The organism is Coprobacter sp. (genome assembly GCF_982436375.1).
In genome coordinates this window covers 1-20,194 of the sequence record NZ_CEWDCG010000031.1, presented here as the reverse complement: position 1 = coordinate 20,194, position 20,194 = coordinate 1, and the positions used below count along the sequence as shown (strand labels likewise).

Annotated in this window: 18 protein-coding genes; 7 read left to right on the top strand and 11 right to left on the bottom strand. The window is 37.8% G+C overall.

Annotation, left to right across the window (positions count from 1 at the left end; all coding sequences use genetic code 11):
* A partial coding sequence (locus tag AC1WHX_RS03305) for a leucine-rich repeat domain-containing protein (protein WP_481228851.1) occupies positions 1–1,012 on the top strand: 1,012 nt, incomplete at its 5' end.
* A gap of 159 nt (positions 1,013–1,171) precedes the next feature.
* Here AC1WHX_RS03305 and AC1WHX_RS03300 read toward each other — a convergent pair.
* Genes AC1WHX_RS03300 through AC1WHX_RS03290 form a run of 3 tightly spaced genes read right to left on the bottom strand, consistent with a single transcriptional unit; the run spans position 1,172 to position 3,866 of the window.
* Positions 1,172–1,759 (bottom strand): LutC/YkgG family protein, encoded by a 588-nt coding sequence (locus AC1WHX_RS03300; RefSeq protein ID WP_122338336.1) that lies wholly within the window; start codon positions 1,757–1,759, stop codon positions 1,172–1,174.
* A gap of 2 nt (positions 1,760–1,761) precedes the next feature.
* Positions 1,762–3,129 (bottom strand): lactate utilization protein B, encoded by a 1,368-nt coding sequence (locus AC1WHX_RS03295; RefSeq protein WP_122338335.1) that lies wholly within the window; start codon positions 3,127–3,129, stop codon positions 1,762–1,764.
* Positions 3,126–3,866 (bottom strand): (Fe-S)-binding protein, encoded by a 741-nt coding sequence (locus AC1WHX_RS03290; protein WP_031258792.1) that lies wholly within the window; start codon positions 3,864–3,866, stop codon positions 3,126–3,128. Before AC1WHX_RS03290 ends, AC1WHX_RS03295 begins: the two co-directional genes overlap by 4 nt.
* A gap of 178 nt (positions 3,867–4,044) precedes the next feature.
* Here AC1WHX_RS03290 and AC1WHX_RS03285 point away from each other — a divergent pair, with 178 nt between their 5' ends.
* Positions 4,045–4,983 (top strand): DMT family transporter, encoded by a 939-nt coding sequence (locus AC1WHX_RS03285; RefSeq protein WP_122338334.1) that lies wholly within the window; start codon positions 4,045–4,047, stop codon positions 4,981–4,983.
* Between the two features lie 40 nt (positions 4,984–5,023).
* On the opposite strand, the gene AC1WHX_RS03280 is transcribed toward AC1WHX_RS03285, so the two are convergent.
* The 6 genes from AC1WHX_RS03280 to AC1WHX_RS03255 form a co-directional block, all read right to left on the bottom strand.
* Positions 5,024–5,896, bottom strand: a complete 873-nt coding sequence (locus AC1WHX_RS03280) for an urea transporter (protein ID WP_122338333.1) — start codon at positions 5,894–5,896, stop codon at positions 5,024–5,026.
* A 31-nt stretch (positions 5,897–5,927) separates the two neighbouring features.
* Positions 5,928–7,103 carry a DUF6359 domain-containing protein gene (locus tag AC1WHX_RS03275; RefSeq protein ID WP_122338332.1) on the bottom strand — a complete coding sequence of 392 codons (1,176 nt, stop codon included), beginning with the start codon at positions 7,101–7,103 and terminating at the stop codon, positions 5,928–5,930.
* Positions 7,104–7,186: 83 nt separating this feature from the next.
* Complete coding sequence (gene trxA, locus AC1WHX_RS03270) at positions 7,187–7,591, bottom strand: thioredoxin (protein ID WP_278584567.1); 405 nt, start codon at positions 7,589–7,591, stop codon at positions 7,187–7,189.
* Positions 7,592–7,676: 85 nt separating this feature from the next.
* Entirely contained in the window at positions 7,677–9,200 is a 1,524-nt protein-coding gene (locus tag AC1WHX_RS03265) for an MBOAT family O-acyltransferase (RefSeq protein WP_122338331.1), read from the bottom strand.
* The gene (locus AC1WHX_RS03260) at positions 9,187–10,452 is read right to left on the bottom strand and encodes a GDSL-type esterase/lipase family protein (protein ID WP_122338330.1); all 1,266 of its coding nucleotides are present in this window, start codon (positions 10,450–10,452) and stop codon (positions 9,187–9,189) included. The genes AC1WHX_RS03265 and AC1WHX_RS03260 overlap by 14 nt, the downstream gene beginning before the upstream one ends.
* Complete coding sequence (locus AC1WHX_RS03255; RefSeq protein ID WP_302545175.1) at positions 10,449–11,822, bottom strand: SGNH/GDSL hydrolase family protein; 1,374 nt, start codon at positions 11,820–11,822, stop codon at positions 10,449–10,451. Before AC1WHX_RS03255 ends, AC1WHX_RS03260 begins: the two co-directional genes overlap by 4 nt.
* Positions 11,823–12,189: 367 nt before the next feature.
* Between AC1WHX_RS03255 and cls the strand changes: the two genes are divergently transcribed.
* Positions 12,190–13,635, top strand: a complete 1,446-nt coding sequence (gene cls / locus AC1WHX_RS03250; RefSeq protein WP_009318862.1) for a cardiolipin synthase — start codon at positions 12,190–12,192, stop codon at positions 13,633–13,635.
* On the opposite strand, the gene AC1WHX_RS03245 is transcribed toward cls, so the two are convergent.
* Positions 13,630–15,057, bottom strand: a complete 1,428-nt coding sequence (locus tag AC1WHX_RS03245) for an ATP-dependent DNA helicase (protein WP_122338339.1) — start codon at positions 15,055–15,057, stop codon at positions 13,630–13,632. The genes cls and AC1WHX_RS03245 overlap by 6 nt on opposite strands.
* A gap of 118 nt (positions 15,058–15,175) precedes the next feature.
* Between AC1WHX_RS03245 and AC1WHX_RS03240 the strand changes: the two genes are divergently transcribed.
* Positions 15,176–16,009: a DUF3822 family protein gene (locus AC1WHX_RS03240; RefSeq protein ID WP_009318860.1), complete on the top strand. Its 834-nt coding sequence runs from the start codon at positions 15,176–15,178 to the stop codon at positions 16,007–16,009.
* Positions 15,997–16,548: an RsmD family RNA methyltransferase gene (locus AC1WHX_RS03235; protein ID WP_022390532.1), complete on the top strand. Its 552-nt coding sequence runs from the start codon at positions 15,997–15,999 to the stop codon at positions 16,546–16,548. The genes AC1WHX_RS03240 and AC1WHX_RS03235 overlap by 13 nt, the downstream gene beginning before the upstream one ends.
* Positions 16,549–16,558: 10 nt before the next feature.
* Here the strand turns inward: AC1WHX_RS03235 and mutY are convergent, their stop codons facing one another.
* Complete coding sequence (gene mutY / locus AC1WHX_RS03230) at positions 16,559–17,617, bottom strand: A/G-specific adenine glycosylase (RefSeq protein ID WP_270737594.1); 1,059 nt, start codon at positions 17,615–17,617, stop codon at positions 16,559–16,561.
* A 136-nt stretch (positions 17,618–17,753) separates the two neighbouring features.
* Between mutY and AC1WHX_RS03225 the strand changes: the two genes are divergently transcribed.
* Positions 17,754–19,091 carry a DUF3843 family protein gene (locus AC1WHX_RS03225; protein WP_303117011.1) on the top strand — a complete coding sequence of 446 codons (1,338 nt, stop codon included), beginning with the start codon at positions 17,754–17,756 and terminating at the stop codon, positions 19,089–19,091.
* A 26-nt stretch (positions 19,092–19,117) separates the two neighbouring features.
* Positions 19,118–19,939, top strand: coding sequence for an alpha/beta hydrolase (locus AC1WHX_RS03220; protein ID WP_418236415.1), 822 nt, complete (start codon positions 19,118–19,120; stop codon positions 19,937–19,939).
* Positions 19,940–20,194 lie beyond the last annotated feature (255 nt).

Below are 20,194 nucleotides of genomic sequence, written 5' to 3'. Positions count from 1 at the left end.
CAACATTTTCTACAATCTAGATGAAAAGACAAAAACAGCGGAAGTAACAAATAGTGCAGACAAATACAGCGGAGATATTTCCATACCAGAAAAAATTATATTAAATGATACAGAATACACTGTAACAAGTATCGGCAAAGAAGCTTTTAAAGATTGTACTTCACTCACAAACATCATATTACCCAATTCTATAACAAAGATAGATGAGGCAGCATTTTCCGGTTGTACGTCTCTCCTCAATGTCACAATACCTTCAAGTGTAACCGTTCTTGGCTATAATGCATTTCAAAATTGCACTGCACTTACCGAATGTTTACTTCCTAATTCGGTAACACAAATAGGTAATTACCCATTTTATGGGTGTATTTCATTGACAACTCCTGTTTACAACAATAAATTTTTCGCATATCTTCCTACTACTTATGAAGGAGAATATAATATTCCAGAAGGTATCGAAACCATAGTAGGCGGAGCGTTCAGACTATGTACATCCCTTACAAGCGTAAAACTCCCCAAATCCCTCTCATACATAGGAAATCAATCATTTAGGCAATGTTCTGCTCTTACAACCGTCACTATAATGTCTAATGTAATAGATAATATAGGAACTTTAGCATTTAATAACTGCAGTGCATTAAATACCATATATATTTACACCGAAACACTACCTACAAAAACCGCTGCAGACGCTTTTAGCAATGTTCCTGTTACAGAAGTAATTCTTTATGTACCCAGTGGAATGGCCTCAACATATCAGGGAGCTGACGTATGGAAAAATTTCGGTTCTATCATCGACACTCCTACAAGCATCGATGATATTAAAATTTCAGACAAACCATGGGCTACAATCGTTGATGGGGGAATTTATATTCAAGCAGAGCAATGGGAAATATATAATTTTAACGGCACACTGCTCAAAAAAGGTCATCAACCACAAACTGTGACGTTACAGACAGGACTATATATCATACATAATCTAAAAAAAGGCTTGCAAAAGGTCTGGATAAAATAGATAGACAAATAAAACATTTCCAACAACTGTCATAAGACGGATAAACAAATATATAAAATTTAGAGCCTGTTTGAATTTTACGAAATTTACGACAGGCTCTAACTCATATAACAATAGGGATCGAAAGTTTTTCGCTTACAAAAAATTAAACTAACGGCATCACGTCAATATCACCATCACATCTCGCGCACCATGAGCTCCCATAACCAATGCCTGCTCTATATCAGCAGTTTTAGACGGTCCGGAAATAAACACACCAAAACCATATTCTCCCGTATCGATTTTATCGTATGCTTCATGCATATTACTTACAATATTCTCCTTATCTAATAAAATAACGAGTTTTTCCGCAATAAAATAAACAGCTCGCGACTTTACATCTTGCTCTATCCAGACAGCCCCATTTTCTGCTACACCGATCTTACCTGAAACAATTGCAAGATCCGTACCATCCAAATCCGCCGGGTCAGCGATATCATCCGGATTAAATGTCGCACAAGAAATTTCACTGATATTAGAAGCTATACGCTTCGCTTCGGGATACGCTTTTATGATTATATCGTTAATATCCTCTCCCTTATTTAGCAGGAGCGATTCTCCACCGACTTGTTTTATCATACTTTGAAATTGCATTATCACGTCCGGATAAACTAAAGCATGCCTTTCCAAAGTTTCCAATTCCGGTTTTTCATATTTTTTATGCACAGCATTCCGGATATTCTGCAATATATTTTCTCTACTGCTCATAATCACTTCACATCTCCATTTTTCCACATTTCATTAAAACTCTTTCCTGAGAATTGCGGCATCTCACGACCATTTCCCCAAGCATTCAATTTATTATAAATAAGAAAACGGGGCATACGATTAGATAACGGGGCTAATCTCAATGCTGTATTAAAAACCGGAGGACGCTTCATTATAAATTTCATACCTCCGGACATCATTTTTTTCATTCGATCAGCTTTATTAAATTTATCCAAATCTTGTCTCCACAAATAAATTTGTTCTGCCAAATCTACCTTAGCGGGGCAAACATTCGAGCATGAATAACACAACGAACAAGCAGAAACATTATCTGAATACTGCAACGGAGCTTTCAACATTCCCAAATTGACACCGATAGGTCCGGGAATAAAATAGGTATATGAATAACCTCCGCTTCTACGATATACGGGACACGTATTCATACAAGCTCCACAACGTATACAATTCAATGCTTTTATGTGATTTTGATCTGCAAGAATTTTACTGCGCCCGTTATCGACCAATATAATATGAAACTCACCTCCTGCTCTCGGCTTACGATAATGAGAGGTATATGTCGTTATAGGTTGTCCTGTTGCCGAACGCGCCAATAGCCGGGTAAATATGCTTAAAGATTTACGGTCCGGAACAATTTTCTCTATTCCGAAAGCCGCAATCTGCAATTTAGGCTGAGAAACTCCCATATCGGCATTTCCTTCATTAGTACACACGACAACTTCACCCGTAGATGCCACGGCAAAGTTGCATCCGGTCATTGCGGCTTCTGCATGAATAAATTTTTGGCGAAGATTCTTCCGGGCAGCATGAGTTAAATAAGTAGGGTCAAAATTTCCTTTTTCCGTACCCATCTCTTTTTCGAATAATTTCCCGACCTGCTCTCTCTTTATATGAATAGCAGGAAGAACAATATGGCTGGGTTTAAGATGCATCAATTGCAAAATACGTTCACCCAAGTCACTCTCCACTACCTCAATCCCTTTACTTTCAAGAAAAGGATTCAATTCACACTCCTCCGCCAACATCGACTTGCTCTTAATAAAATGCCTGACACCATGCTGTTCCAAGATGCGATAAACGATGTTACAATACTCCTCACCATCCTTCGCCCAATGTACATGAGCGCCATTTGCCTGCGCATTTGCCTCAAACTCCACTAAAAGCTCATCCAAATGGCTGTTGCTATATAATTTGGTAGCACAGGCCATATCACGCAGCTCTTCCCATTCAGGAACTTCCTTACTCAATTTATCCCGTTTTTCTCTTACCAACCAAAGAGTTTCATCATGCCATGCAGCCTGTTTTTTGTTTTTCAAAAACTCTGCTGCCGCTTTAGAATGCTTCGTACTCATAATCCTGCTGCTAAAACTTCAACTATGTGCAATGTCTTTATCGGTAATTTCTCTCGGAGAATAATACCGTTCTGATGCATTAAACACGAACTGTCTGCTCCCACAATATATTCTGCTCCGGTAGCTATATGCCGCATTACTTTATCATGTCCCATCTGTACAGATACGGCATCTTCTTCTATGGCGAACATACCGCCGAAACCACAACATTCGTCTCTTCGTTCCGGTTCTACGATTTCTATTCCTTCCACCAAAGACAATAAATCCCGCAATTTACTGAAATATGGGATATTCAATTCACTCGGAGACGACAAATTCATCAAACGAACCCCATGACAGCTATTCTGGATACTTACTTTATGAGGAAACCTCGCTTTCAGAGAAGTCGGTTTAATCACATCATGAATAAACTCACAAATATCATATATTTTACCTTCACTGGCGCAATGGTGCTTATCTTTTTGCAACAGCCGTCCATAATTATCCCGAACAAATACGACACAACTTGCCGAAGGTCCTACTATATAATCGTAATCTTTAAAACGTTCATCAAAACGACGGGCTAAATCAACTGCTTCATTTTCAAACCCGGCATTCGCCATCGGTTGACCGCAACAAGTCTGGTCTATCGGATAATCAATATCTACGCCCAAACTTTTCAGCAACTTATATGAAGCAATGCCTACTTGAGGATATACCGCATTGATATAGCAAGGGATAAATAGAGCTACTTTCATCATCTTCCAAGGAATATTCAATTCTACTATGTTAAATACAAAATTAAAAGAAAGATGCATAGCGAACAAGAATATTTTCCAAAAACAATAGCGTATCTTTGCTGTCGTTTTTCCGATAAATTATACTTAACGGAAAAAAAGAACGCAAACGGTTGATCTATTATTCAATTATAAAAACATGAACACAAAAACCAAAGGTTATATCTTAGGTATTATCGCAGCTGCAGCTTACGGAATGAATCCACTGTTCGCTCTCCCTCTATATAAAGCAGGAATGAATCCGGATTCTGTTCTTTTTTTCAGATATCTGTTCGCTATTCCGGTATTAGGAATCATGATCAAGGCAAGAGGACGCAACTTCAAACTACAACGAAAAGAAGTATTGCCATTGGTCATCATGGGGCTATTAGTAGCTCTCTCCTCATTAGCGCTATTTTTAAGCTATAATTATATGGAAGCCGGCATTGCATCAACATTGCTATTTGTTTACCCGATTATGGTAGCCCTGATCATGGCTTTCGTTTTTAAAGAAAAGCTGACTCTGCTAACGATTTCTTGTATTTTGTTGGCATTAGTCGGCATCGGATTACTCTATAAAACAAGTAGCGGTTCAACTCTTAGCACGACCGGAATAATTTTAGTAATGGTCTCCGCCCTCTCTTATGCAATTTATATAGTCGGTGTCAACAGGTCGATATTAAAAGAAATTGCAACACTCAAACTTACTTTCTACATTTTATTATTCGGAATGACTCTATTTTTGGTACGTGTCGATTTCGGGAAAAGCTTACTCACTGTCGATGCATGGTATCTTTGGGGGAATTTAATAGCCCTGGCTATTTTCCCGACAGCCATATCCTTCCTCTGTACTACTCAGGCTGTTCAATATATAGGATCTACTCCGACTGCAATTCTCGGAGCATTAGAACCCCTGACCGCCGTTTTTTTCGGAATAACCGTTTTCGGGGAGGTTCTGACTCCAAGATTATGCTGCGGAATATTAATGATTATTTTGGCTGTAACCCTTATTATCGCAGGAGGAAATATAACTACTTATATGGTTCGTTTCAGGAAAATGTTTCCTAAACTTCCGATTAAAAAGAAAGCCATTCATTAAAAGCCCTGTTTAAATTCCGGCAGTTAAAGACGCTACATTATCAACCAAGAATGTTCAACCTCTTTTTCCCGGATGCCAATTTATTGATTCCCATTATACACCATACAGACAAAACAAACGGCGCAGTTAATGTAACCATTCCAAATTTCATCCCGGTAAACTGTAATAATATCGATATCAAGACAGATAACACTGCATAAAATGCGCCTTTCCATGTTTTATCTCCTAAAGCAATTGCGCATAACACACCATTATATCCCATCAGCCCCATATTCAACATCGAATATTCGACTCCCCAAAATAATGAAACGACAACAGAAAGCAAAGAGGCCATTACTACATAAAAAGCATTCAAACGGGAATTTATAAAAATTGCCGCTAAAAAAAACAAGCCGGAAACGATTGTCTCACCCTGAAACATTACCTGACCGATATTCAGACTGAACGCACGAAACAAGTCCGGCTTACACTCTATAACAGAAGAAGATGTCGGCAATAATAATGAAGGGAAAAAAAATGAACATATACCCAATAACAACCATACTGTTATAATAAACGGGGCTGTAAATCCCGGCAACCATCTTTGACTACCGAATAATCGGGTAACCCATGTAGAAAAAGCAGATGCGATAATCATCAATAATAAAGATACCAACGAAATTTGCATAAATACGCCTATTGCTATTCCCACTAACGTACCGTTAAAACCATACAACCCGGCTCTTATATCTTCCTGCTTATATCCCGACAAGTATGCTGTCAGTGTACCTGCGCCATTACCGGCTAAAGCCAATAATCCTATCTGCCATGAATTGAGAAATATCCCCAATAGCATTATTATTCCGGACAAAGCATTGTTCTGAAACATTACTTGCCCGATTCCTCTACCCAATGTAAACAATGTGCTATTCACAAGTTCCGACTCTTAAACGGCTTTATCAAGACTATAATACAATTTTCCGAATATACGATCCACCTCGTATAATATACACTCCCGGCAATAGAGGTATAGAAATATGTTCTATACGATCTTTTATCGAAAAGGCTAAAGAGCCGTTTATCGTATATATATCGACGCCATCAACTTCATCTGTAAAACTCAAAGATAATATTCCGTTATTTGCCGATACGCTAAAAGTATCATCCTTCTCTGAACGAAAAACAGCAGACGGTTGCAAATAATCGCTAATACGAATATTATCAATGTTAACACCATCAGAAGAATTTTCAGATTTAGCGATTTTCACCCGATAGTTTCCAGGCCGATTCACCAATACCTGAAACTCTTTCAGAGTCTTTTCAGGAGTAAGTCCAGAAGCCACGCACTCCCAAGATTCACCCTGATCACCTGAAATATAAATCGCAATCCTTCCTTTCTTATCGGTATCATAAAACGCAGCCCAAAAACGAATGTAACCAATCCCATTCGACTTATCCTCTTTCATATAAATAGCTCCGGGATTACCAGACGTACTCTCCGTCAACCGCAAATGAGCCGAAGCTCCGTCCCATTTGGCATCTTTTCCTGTTTCACCTAAAGTAGCACCTTCGAATACCCAAGGAATCGCATTATCCTCTCCATAAAAAACTCCTCCTCCATACATATCTCCGGAAACAGGCTTATATCCATTCTTTGTTTCAAAATCTTCAAAAATATTCCAATATACCGTTTCATCTTCTAACGGTTGTTCGGGTAAAACAAAATTTTTGAGATTCTTAATCCCCGGTAATGTCTGAAATAAAGACAAATTACCTTGCAAAAGCAACTTTTTATTCCAATACACAGGATATTCATCTAAATTACAAATATCCGTATTAGCCGCTCCTAACTGCACAGTCATACATTTTTCGAGCCTGTATTCAAAAGGCATATCCGCAATTAGATAAGTAGATGTCCCTTCAAATGGAGGAGCCATATTATAAAAATGCTTATTATTACTATAATTAACATATTCTCCTACAATATAACCGCTCACATAACACAACATATTGTTGTTTTTCTTCGACAATGCTTCTTCTACCGTAAAAGGGGAAGAAACAGAACCGTCACCGGCATATAGTAAACCTGAATACAAAAAAGCTACAAACGCAATAAATAAACCTCGCATTACAATTAACATAAAATAAAACTACTCCATAAAACAAAATCTGTCCGAACTTATCAATTCGGACAGATTCCCGCTAAATATTATTCGATCTTCTTTTACTTCTTATCGACATGCTTCAATACAAAATCTTTCAGATCTTTTTTCTCCACAGCTCCGACAATCTGATCTACTTTTTTCCCGTTCTTAAAAAGAATAAATGTCGGAATCGATCTTATTTGATATTTTGTAGCCAAATCTTTATTCGAATCGACATCTACTTTTCCAAATTTGGCCTTTCCTTTCAATTCTTTAGCTATTTCATCGACAATCGGAGACATCTGCCGACATGGAGGACACCATGTTGCCCAAAAATCCACCAAAACAACACCTTTTGCCGTTTCGGCAGTAAAATTCGAAGCGTTCAACACTTTTACATCGCCACTGCCTGAATTACTTTTTTCCTGAGCAAAAACAGGAACGAACATCATCAACAATATAATCTGACTTAAATACCTCTTCATAACAATCATTTTTCAAGTTATTATACAAAGATAATCTTTTTCTTAAATAAATCCTTTTTAAAATGAATTATTAACAAAGTAATCATTAAAACTGAAAATAAATGAACGGCTGCAACTCACTCGATTTTATCTGTATTACCAACACAATCAACAATGCAAACGCAAATGCCTTAACGGAAACCGGAGACATTTCTATTTTCCTTGCCACTCCCTCAGAATAACGATGTGGAAGAAAATGCAACAAAAATCCTAAACAGATAAAAAACAAGACATTGGCATATCCCGATATAAAATCCCAAACAATCTCCGGATGAAATTCGGTGAAAATACGGGAAAATACAGACTTTGCCACCTCCATAGAGGGAGACCTGAAAAATACCCAACCGATACAGACCAAATTAAATGTGAGGATTATGCTTAAAACATTAGTCCAATACCAACGACTGCGCACTTCTTTAGATGCAGGAAATATGCTTCTGAACCATTTATGAAGTACCAATAACAATCCGTGCCAAGCACCCCACAAAACAAACAGTAAAGAAGCCCCATGCCAAAATCCGCCGATCAACATGGTCAGCATCAGATTGATATAGGTACGGACTTTACCTTTACGATTGCCCCCCATAGATATATACAGATAGTCTCTTAACCATGAAGACAAAGAAATATGCCACCGTCTCCAAAACTCGGTAATCGATGTCGATTTATATGGAGAATCAAAATTGATGTTAAAACGAAAGCCTAACAACAACGCTATTCCTATCGCCATATCGGAATAACCTGAAAAATCACAATATATCTGTAAAGCGTAAGCATATACTCCCATCAAATTTTCAAAACCGGTATATAATGTCGGATTATCAAAAATGCGATCTACGAAATTAAGACTGATATAGTCGGATATAATGACCTTTTTAAACAGACCAGCCATGATAAGAAACATACCCCGACCGAACATTTCTCCAGAAACAAAAACCGGCTGTTTCATCTGTGGAATAAAATCTCGTGCCCTGACAATAGGCCCGGCAACTAATTGGGGGAAAAAGGAAACATAAAAAGCATAATCCCGCCATCTTTGCAAAGGTTCTATCTGTTTGCGGTAAATATCGATGATATAGCTCATCGACTGAAAAGTAAAAAACGAAATCCCTACGGGCAAAACAATATCGAATGGTTCGAATTGTCTGTTGACAGCACTATAAAACAGATCGAAAATAAAATTGGTATATTTAAAATACCCTAACATACAAATATTAACAATAAGGCTTAATGTAACTAACCATTTGCGTGATACTTTTCGTTCTGTACGATGCAAAAGTCTGCCTATAAAAAAATCGAATGTACAGACAAATATAAGCACCAATAAATAAATACCGCTCGATTTATAGTAGAAATAGAATGAAAACAACATTACATATAGATTCCGCAACAGTTCATTTTTGCGGCAATAGCGGTATAAAAACAAAAATGCAAGGAACAAGAAAAAGAAAAAACCGCTATTGAACAACATCGGGTTATTCGGATCATATAGAAACTGAACACCCAATTTATGAATATCCAATCCAAGCTTTTCAAATATCTCACCCAACCAATTATTATTTTCCAACATAATCGTTATAACCTTTTATAATCGCATCATACAGCAAGTTTCCCTGCAATTCATATCCCTTTATATTAAAATGTATCCTGTCTCGCGCCGAAAGCTGATATTTCACCCATGATTTAGCTGATCCCCGACCTCCGGATATAGAGAAAAGGTTCCAACAGGCGAGGCCTTTATCGACGGCATACCTACGGATTGTTTCAGCAACCTTCTCGACTTTTGTATTAGTAACATAGGTATAATAATACTTCTTTTTCCCCTTTCGCCGGACTCGCCGATGACATTCAGGAGGTGTAGTCAACAGAAATACTGCTCCGGGATGAATATCCCGCAACATAGACACTACCCGATCTATCTGGTCATAAATATCTTTTTGGTCACATTTTCCGAAAGCTTCATTCGTTCCCAATGATAAAATGATAAGATCCGGAGTCAACGCCGCAGTCTGATTCAAAACTTGTCCGGCCTCGACATAATGAGAATAACAACTCCCGTTAATACCCGATGAGTGATATAATATACCCGAATTTCGGTTTTCAAGACTCATAGCATAATAAATACTCGTATCGCCGAACATAGACTGCCCCTTCAAATGCAGGTTACATACTAATGTATCTAATTCGATACGAGAAGCAAACGGCCAGCGAGTAGGATAATAATTCACTCCTTTTTTTTGCGAAACGACAGATAAAGGCGATGTCCTCGGATGATGAAAAACCGTTACCGAACAAAAAGCATTGCAAGAATCGGTCTTACTCAAAGTTGCAATATCAAAAAAGAAAGATGTATCCCGAGTTGCGACAGCCATTCCCCCGAGTCCCGGACACGGATAATTTTTGCGATCAACGCACCGACACCCGAACCACGATGCTGTCGAACGGATTGCATAGTCACGAGGCTCATTACTCTTGATCAATTTCAAAGGGACGATCAGTCCTCTGCCCGCATTTCCAAAATCGGACTGAAAACGGCTCATCATTTGTCCGCTCAAGAAACCTGCCTGAATATGAGAATCCCCAAGATGAAGAATATTAACTACTTTCCGAACCGTATCTGTATCCAACTTCAAAATCTTCAATTTTTCATAAAACAAAGCCATCGTATTTAAAGAATCGGACAAAATATTTTCTTTCACACGAATAAAAGGATATTCCGTCAAACTATCCTTGACAGTAACGGATATATTCGTTTGTGCATTCGTTACACGAAAAAAGCACAAAGAAAATACAAGTATGGAAATAACGGTAAAATATCTCATAATCCAGACTCCTGATTATAACGATACATTAATGCTTCAACAAATTTTTTTGCTATCGGACGTCCTCCGGCATGTGTAATATGGGTATAATCTTTATTTGCCCAAACCGGTTTATGCTCTACATAAAAGACCATACTGTTCTCCCCTCCCATCGCCATAAAAGTATCCCAAAAAACAGATTTCGTATCTCGTGCGATTTTTCGCTGGGCTGCAATCATTTCGTATATCTCGGGCATCGTTTCAAATCCGTTTGTTCCCCGCCTGCTCCGATCACCGATTCCCATAATGAGAATATCCGAATCGGGATAGCACTTTTTTAAATGTCGAACGACTTTTATCATTCGGTCGGTATATGCACGATAATCATAAACATCTTTAGAAACGACATTTTGCCCGTATTCCAATACGATCAAATCATAATCTACATATCGGGACATTTCACGGCTAAGAGAAACATTTACCTGAGACAAATGTGTTCCGGAAGTACCTCTCAAAGAGTAGTTATCAACACATATCCCGATTTTGTCATTTAAATACACTCCAAAGGCCGTAAATCCCAACGGATGAGATAACTTAATATCCAACGAAGAAATTTCACCTTCTATTTCGATACATTGCAAACTATCTGCCGAAAGCGGTTTATACACACGAGCATCCTCCTTATTGATCGCTAAACGAATCTCCGTATTCTCCCGATTTACAAACAAAAATTTCGCTGAACCAAAAGCACTCAGCCCTTTCAATGACGAAGTACCTTTAAAAGTTGCAGATACTCCGTCTTCAGGTATAAAATATTGACCGGCTATAAAAATACTATTTTTATCCAGCTTTGTATGACTCACAGTCGACACGGTCGACCAATGATCGAACTGATGTCTGACCGTCCGTCGAAAACCCGCTGTCATCGAAGCCATAGGAACATACCCGACTCCTCTCCCACCAAAACGTTCTTGCAATTCTTCTCGAATATTCTGAGTCAAAATATCGGCCTCTATAAAAGAATCTCCCAGAAAAGCTATTCTCACCGGACGTTTTTTCACTTCATCCAGCGCATGACAAAAGCGATTCAATCCCGATCCGTCTTCAGAATAATCTTCAAATAAAACGACTCCATTAGGCTTGTGTACAGGCTTTTTTTGCCGAACGACCGTATCTCTCTTTACAACAAGCGTATCGGAATCGGCAATAACAGGCCGATCCGGTCCTTTCGCATGCGACTGCGGTTTCACCAGACGAATATCGGAAAGCATATCTACTTTGCGGGAAGTAAACGAACCTACTTTTATCTCGGGAACGAATGAAAACAACACGAGGAACAACAATGTCCACAAGAGTGTTTTAAACACATCATTCAAATAATCTTTCTTCATTCTCCTCAAAAATATCTCTACCTGAAATTTATTAAGAAAACAATAGAGTATTGCCTATTGTATTAAAACGAGTGCAAAAGTATTATTTTTTAATTCATTATCATGTATATTTTCTTTAGAACCTGCTTAAATTTTCCGATGCAGGAAATTATATCGGGTTATCTCTATATTTTTCCAATCGGTTTCCCCGCTTTTATTCATCAGATAGCCCGTTATCATCCTTATAAAAAAACAAAATAGCCTCTAAAAAATTCTCAAAACCTCCCCCACACAAAATTTAGATAGGTTCTTATCGACATAAATATTGATAAATTCATTTTTTATACTTAATTTAGCTTTTCAAAAAATATCCAAAATAACCGATTCCATGCTTTATCTGAATATAATTCAAAACATCGATCAGTGGGTATATAATAGTCTGTACGTAATATATCTGATCACTATTATAGGTACAATTTTGGTTATTATATCGGAAAACCGCAATCCGGTAAAAAGTATTGCGTGGATAGTCGTTCTTCTCTTCCTACCCATTGTCGGCATCGTCTTTTACTTCTTCTTCGGTCAGGAATATAGAAGACAACACATGATTTCACGAAAAGGGAAAAGAAAACTTCAACAACTTACAGAAGACCCCGATGTAGATCTACAAGAAATGCCTTTATCCGAAGAAAGTAAACAACAAATACGATTGGCATACACACTCGGGAAATCAGGACTGCATCCCGGTAATGAAGTAACAGTTTTTACCAACGGAAAAGATAAATTCGCCTCTTTGATAGAAGATATTAAAAATGCCCAAACATTCATTCACCTGCAATATTACATTTTTGCCAACGACCGACTCGGAAATACGATTAAACAACTTTTAATCGATAAAGTTAAAGAAGGAGTAATCGTACGAGTTATTTATGATGATGTGGGTTGCTGGAAAGTGAAACAGCATTTTTTTGACGAAATGGAGGCAGCGGGTGTCGATGTACGCCCATTTCTAAAAGTCACTTTTCCTCAATTAGCCAATAAACTGAATTACCGAAACCACCGAAAAATAGTCATCATAGACGGGAAAATAGGATATGTCGGAGGAATGAATATCGCCGACAGATATCAAGATGGTGTGGCATGGGGAATATGGAGAGATACGCACATACGGATTACCGGCCCTGCCGTGTACGGATTACAAACTGCATTTTCTATCGACTGGAGTTTTACGACAAGAGAGTTGCTGTCCGACAACATCTACTTTCCGCCCGTACCACGTACCGGAAACATAAATGTTCAAATTCTTACCAGCGGCCCGATAGGTGAATGGAAAGGTATTTCGCTTTCATTCCTGAAAGCCATTTCAAACGCCAAACAGCATATATACATACAGACTCCGTATTTTCTGCCTACTGAAAGTCTGATGAAAGCTTTGCAGGTCGCAGCACTTTCTAAAGTAGATGTAAGATTAATGTTGCCAGAAAAGTCTGATTCACCCATCCTGCAATTAGCATCTCACTCATACCTGACCTCTATGCTAAAAGCCGGCATTAAAATATATTTTTATCAGAACGGTTTTCTTCATGCCAAAAGCATCACGATCGACAATGAATTTTCAACGATAGGATCAACAAATCTGGATTTCAGAAGTTTCGACCACAATTTTGAAATAAATGCGTTTATGTATAGTAAGGAGCTCACCACACAAATGAAAAATATCTTTTTGGACGATCAAAAAAAATGCAGACGCATCACTCTGAATTTATGGAAAAAAAGACCCCTTTGGCATAAAATATGCGAATCGGTAGTACGATTATTAAGCCCTGTATTATAACTCTAATTTATCTTCTGCGAGATTTTGTTCCAAATTTATTAAATAAAGATGCTCCGTAGCCCTGGTAAACGCTGTATAAAGCCATCGAAGAAAATCCAGTTCAAGCCCTTCGGCACATATATACCCCATATCCACAAATACATTCTTCCATTGTCCTCCTTGAGCTTTATGACAAGTAACAGCGTATGCATATTTTACTTGTAAAGCATTAAACCAAGGATCAACTTTTATTTTTTTCATCTTCTCTCGTTTATTAGAAATATCATAATAATCCTCAAAAACATTCATAAAAAGACGATTATTCATTTCCATAGTTAAGGAAGGAGCATCGGACATCAATGTATCCAGGATAATTTTAGATTCTATTTCCACATCATAATCAGGAAAATAAAGTGCAACATCAGCAAAACGAAATCCGTACATTTCACGAGTATTCCTCACCTTCACAACACGGGCGACATCTCCATTGGCTATAAAATCGAGATCTTTATACTCCCGACTCCAAAAATAGTTATTCTTCGCAACCAAAAGCAAGTCTCCCGAAGTAAGCTCTTCTTCCCGATAAAGTATCTGATTGCGAATTCCTTGATTAAAAATCCCGGCACGTTTATTGGAACGTGTTATTACAATTGTGTCATCCATACCGTCCCGACTATACGCAGAAGATAAAGTTTCGATCAAATCCTCACCCCCGACCCGCTGCACATCAGTGTAACCTTGCAAACGTATTTTCGGAAGCGGTAACGGATTTTCGCCCATCAACATACGCAAGCGGGTAGCATTAAAAAGAATTCCTGAATCATCTGACTGACGAGCAACCTGGCGTAATTCAAAATCTATAACAGACAACCCGTATTTCATCAGACTACTTTTCTCAAGTGCAGGGCTTCGAGTCTGTCCTACCGGAGGCAACTGAGCCGAATCACCCAATAAAATCAAGCGACAACCTTCTCCCGCATAAACATATTCTACCAAATCATCTAATAACCGGCCTGAACCATATATCATCTGTTCACCACCACCATTGGCAATCATAGAAGCCTCATCGACAATAAACAATGTATCTTTATGCAGATTGTCGGTTATCTGAAAACCCTCATAATCTGCCGAAAAAACTTTTTGCCGATATATCTTTTTATGAATCGTATAAGCCGGATGATCTGCATAGCCTGCAAAAACTTTTGCAGCTCTACCCGTAGGTGCTAACAGAACGGTCTTCCGTTGAAACCCGGACAAAGTCCGTACCAATGCTCCGATCAAAGAAGTTTTACCCGTACCTGCATATCCGTTAATTAAAAACAAAGATCGGGAATCCCGATCGAAAAGAAACATGGCAAGTCGCGCGATCAGTTCGGCCTGCTCCTCCGTAGGAGCATATGGCAAATTATCTGCAAATTTTCGAATAAAAAATTCGTTTATCATCTTATTTAAAAATAAAGTAGAATACAAAAATAGGTCATACCGTTTTCTTTTGCTATTTTTGCAATAAGAATCTGGCCTTAAGAGTCTGTCTAAACTGGCAATATCCAGAAAAAGAATTATGGGAGAACAAATATACAAAATAACACCTCCTGAAAAAACGGAGAATTACATTTTATCGATTCGTTTGAGAAACGACGGATGTTATTTTGCCATATCCGATCCGACAACCAACAACTCTTACAAAGGACAAAATATCGTATTTCCGCCGACCGGAAATACCCCTCTTCAATCTATTGAAGAAGCAGTGTATAATCAACCCGTTTTATTAAAAACTTTTCGTAAAACATATATAATACTACAATCTTCCCGATTCACGCTCATTCCCCAATCCATTGAACCGGAAGCTGATAAACTGAATATATATTACGATTTTTGTTTTCCCGACCATACAGACAAAATCCTTTGCAATGAATGGCAAAGGAATCAGTTATATAATCTGTTCGGTGTAAACAAAGACATTTATGCTTTTCTAAAAAGGACTTTCGACAATCCTCTGTTTTTGCATCAACTGACTCCTTTATGCGAATACTTCTATAAGCGAAGTAAAGTCGGGAATAATTCTAAAATGTATATTCACCTGCAAAAAAAATGGATAGATATAGCGTGTTTTAACAAAAAAGGATTACTATTCGCCAATTCATTCGAATATGGAGACATTCATGATGCGGCTTATTATATACTCAATGTTTGGGAGCAACAAGGATTTGACCAGGAAAAAGACGAGCTTCAACTTACCGGAGACAAAGAACCTCGACAAATCATAACTCGCATTGCTCAAGAATATATCCGCCAGGTAATGCCGTCGATTTTTCCTCCTCAACTTTTTAAATTAGGAAAAGAAACCCTCGAAGCTCCTTTCGATTTAACAGTTATACCTCTATGCGAATTATAAGCGGAAAATACGGAAAAAGAAGATTTGACGTTCCGTCCAATATAAAAGCCCGTCCCACGACAGATTTTGCCCGGGAAAATTTGTTCAACGTATTAAACAATCTGATCGATTTCAGTGGTATGACAGCCCTCGATCTTTTTGCAGGAACCGGAGCTATCAGTTTTGAATTACTATCACGAGAATGTACCAAAGTAGTATGTGTAGAAAATTATCCGGTACAGTATAACTTTATCCGCAAAGTCATGCAACAACTGCACGCAGACAATTTAGTCCCGATAAAAGGAGACGTGTTCAAATTTATTCCGGCATGTAAAGAAAATTTCGATCTTATATTTGCCGATCCACCTTATGATTTACCCAAATTCGGCACAATTCCGGAACTTGTACTCAATTCGGAATTACTAAAACCTGAAGGAATTTTCATAATAGAGCATTCGAAATCATACGACTTTTCGACACTACCCGGATTTGATCAAAAACGAACATACGGAAGTGTAAATTTCAGCTTCTTCAGAAACATTCATAAAACAGTAAAATAACTCAACTTATTTACTTGCGCTGTTCCAAATAAATATGTGTCAACCGGGAAACAGCATAATTCTCCAATTCGGTATAAGGAATACGGATATATCCGGAAATTCCTTCCGGAACGGACTCTATTTCAATAGAATAAAAATAGGCATTTATAATACGATGCGACAAAACATGACGTTTCTGCAAAGGTAAGGCCGTCACTTTTACTTTTCCTAAACCGTTGAATATCCGACAGTACTCTTCGGTATGTTGCAACTCTTCAAATGAATACTCTTTATCTGTTTCGATCAACACAAATTCATACAAATTCTCCCATATATCTTTTCCTTTGCGTTGTCGTATCCATGTATCTCCCTGATAGGAAATACAGAGATAATTAAAAAAACGCGGCTTCACAACCGTTTTACCTTGTTTTACCGGAAGTTTTTCTACACGTCCCGAAATAAGAGAAAGGCACTTGTCCGATAAAGGACACAACTCACAATGAGGTGAACGAGGTACACACTGCAATGCACCCAACTCCATAATCGCCTGATTATACACATCGGGACGTTTCTTGTCCAAAAGATCTGAAGCCAGTTTTACAAAAAGTTTTTTCCCCTGAGTCGAATCGATAGGGACATCTATATCGAAAAGACGAGCCAAAACCCGATATACATTTCCATCGACAACGGCATAAGGTTGACGATATGCAAACGAACAAATTGCCGCTGCCGTATATTCTCCTATACCTTTTAAAGAGAGCACATCCCTATAATTTTTCGGAAAAAGCCCTCCAAAATCGTCCATAATTTGCCGAGCGGCAGTATGTAAATTACGAGCACGACTATAATACCCGAGTCCCTGCCAATACTTCAAAACCTCATCCTCTTCAGCTTCCGCCAAAGAGGCTACATCCGGGAAACGAGTCATAAAGCGGTTAAAATAATCAAGTCCTTGTATAACTCGGGTTTGCTGAAGAATTACCTCCGATATCCAGATAACATACGGATCGGTAGTATTCCGCCAAGGCAAATCTCTTTTATTCTCTAAATACCATTTTTCTAACGGAACGATAAATTCCATATTTTCCATACCGGACATATTTTTCAAAAACTTTTAAACCTGACGACAAAAGTAAAGAAAATGTGATGAAAACAGATAGAACATACCCCGAATCATTGCCGAATTAACTATTAATCCGTAAGTTTGTAAATCAAAAACAAACTTCATGGCAAAGAAAAAACAAACAATATACAGTAAAGACTGGGCATCCTTACATCCTTATCAAGGATCGGCCCGTACAGATTTTTATTATACGACAATTGCAAATAAAATCTATACCGTACTTGATGATCTACTGGAAAACGAAATATCAGATGAAAATCTTTTTTATCTGAAAGAAGAAGAAAAAAAGCAACTGGCTTGTACCCTTACCTCATATTTCGAAGATATTATTTCAGAAACCGGTATCTTCAGAGCATTTACCAAAGAACATTACCGGAAATACAATTCTCCCCTTCCGTTTTTTCCATGCAACGATTATGCAAATGAAGAGATCAACACAGAGGATATACAATTTCTGACATGGCACTATTTCATGCAATTAAACAGAGGAGAAATCCCCTATTCTCCCGAAACTCCTCTTTTTTCCCGGATAGCAGAAAAGGTCATGGAAATTCTGGACGAAGAATACGAATCTGCTCCGGCAAACGAAAAATTAAAAGGATTTTTTGACCTATCTCCAAAAGAGTGTACCAATTTATATTCTTTACAAGCACGTTTCGCATGGTTAGCAACCGAATCCTATCTTTTCCAATTCAACGGCAGACAGATGCAGGAAGAAATAGACGACATGGTAACAACAGCAAAGGAAGACGGGACAGAAGAATATCTTCCGGATATGGTAAATGTCTTGTGTAATGATTTTGCATATAACCTGATCACAGAATTTATGCAACACTCTCCTGCTCAATGGCTTGCTATTCTTTTAGGAGAAGAACACCCGGCACATGAAGCTTTAAAAAATTTATCCCGTAAATATTCAGGTTATTTCGATTTTGTCGACGAAGACAAATATAATGCTCGTTTCCGGCATATCATTACCGGCGAAATTATCGAAGTCACACAAAAATCTTTAAAAGGATTTCCCGAAGACATGAAAAGCGACAAAACAAGTCTGTATGCAGGATTTGTACATTGGCAAAATGAATGGTGGATTATGGGATTGGTAAATACTTATCCCAAATCGGAAGATTTAACAGAAGAAATCGATAAAAGGGCAGAAGAAGAATCGCACATCTTCGAAGAAAAAACAGACTTACCCGAGAATGAACAAGAAATTATCTTGAAAGATATACTGGAAGATACCGACCTCGGAGAGGGTGAAATGCCGTTAACTCCTGAAGAAACCGCATGGATAGCCGTATTGAGCGATGAATTAGGGGTCTCCTTTATGGAAAATGCCGTGCAAAAAGGTAAAGTCCCCGAATTAAGATTCAACGGAGAAAAAGGCTACGAACTATTACATGATAACTTAGATTTTATACTTCGTTATATTAAACGTTAATAACGTCTCTAATTTATTTTTCCGATATGATTATAAAAAAGACTTTAAGTTTCTTGCTCTTTATTTTTTCGGTATTCTCATTACAAGCCGAAACAATCAAAACTAAGGTAAAAAGCGATGCGATGAATAAGGACATCCCTTGCGTAATCATTACCCCTACAAACTATAATCCGTCTGCAACTTATCCGGTCATTTACTTATTGCACGGATATGGAGGAAATCAAAACACATGGCCAGATATAAAGAAAGATCTTTCGCAAACAGCTACGCAAGACAGCATAATTTTTGTCTGTCCTAACGGAGAAAACAGTTGGTACTGGGATAGCCCGTTTAATAAAGAGTCGCAATTCGAAACATTCATATCAAAAGAACTGGTCTCTTATGTCGATAAAAATTTTTCTACTCGCGACGATAGAACAGGCAGGGCGATCACTGGCTTAAGTATGGGAGGACACGGAGCTTTATGGTTGGCTATTCGTCATCAAGATATATTCGGAGCTGCCGGAAGCACCAGCGGGGGAGTAGATATTCGCCCCTTTCCTGACAATTGGGATATGAAAAAACAATTAGGTGAATATATAAATAACAAAGAAATATGGGACAATCACACGGTCATCAATCAAATAAATAAATTACAAGACGGAAAACTCGCCATTATTTTTGATTGCGGATTTAAAGATTTCTTTTTTGAAGTAAATAATAATCTCCATAATACCCTATTAAAACAGGGTATCGCACATGACTATATTGTCCGTCCCGGTGAACATAATTCTCAATATTGGGGGAATTCCATTGACTATCAAATATTGTTTTTTAAAAAGTATTTTCAAAAAAGATTACCAAAATAAATTCAAAAACGATACTTGTATTCACTGATAGCAAGGATATATGTATAAATTTTGTTAACATGTAATTTTTTATTATAATATCATTTGTAAAATACATTTTCTGCAATTATATTTGCAATATGTTTTTTCATAGTATTAGATTTAAGGTTTACAAAGATTGGTTGTCGTGAGACAACCATTTTTTTATTTTAATCGTAAATCAAAAGGGGGCGACCCAAAAGATTTTTTTAGAGTTCGGTCTCTTTTTCTTTTATA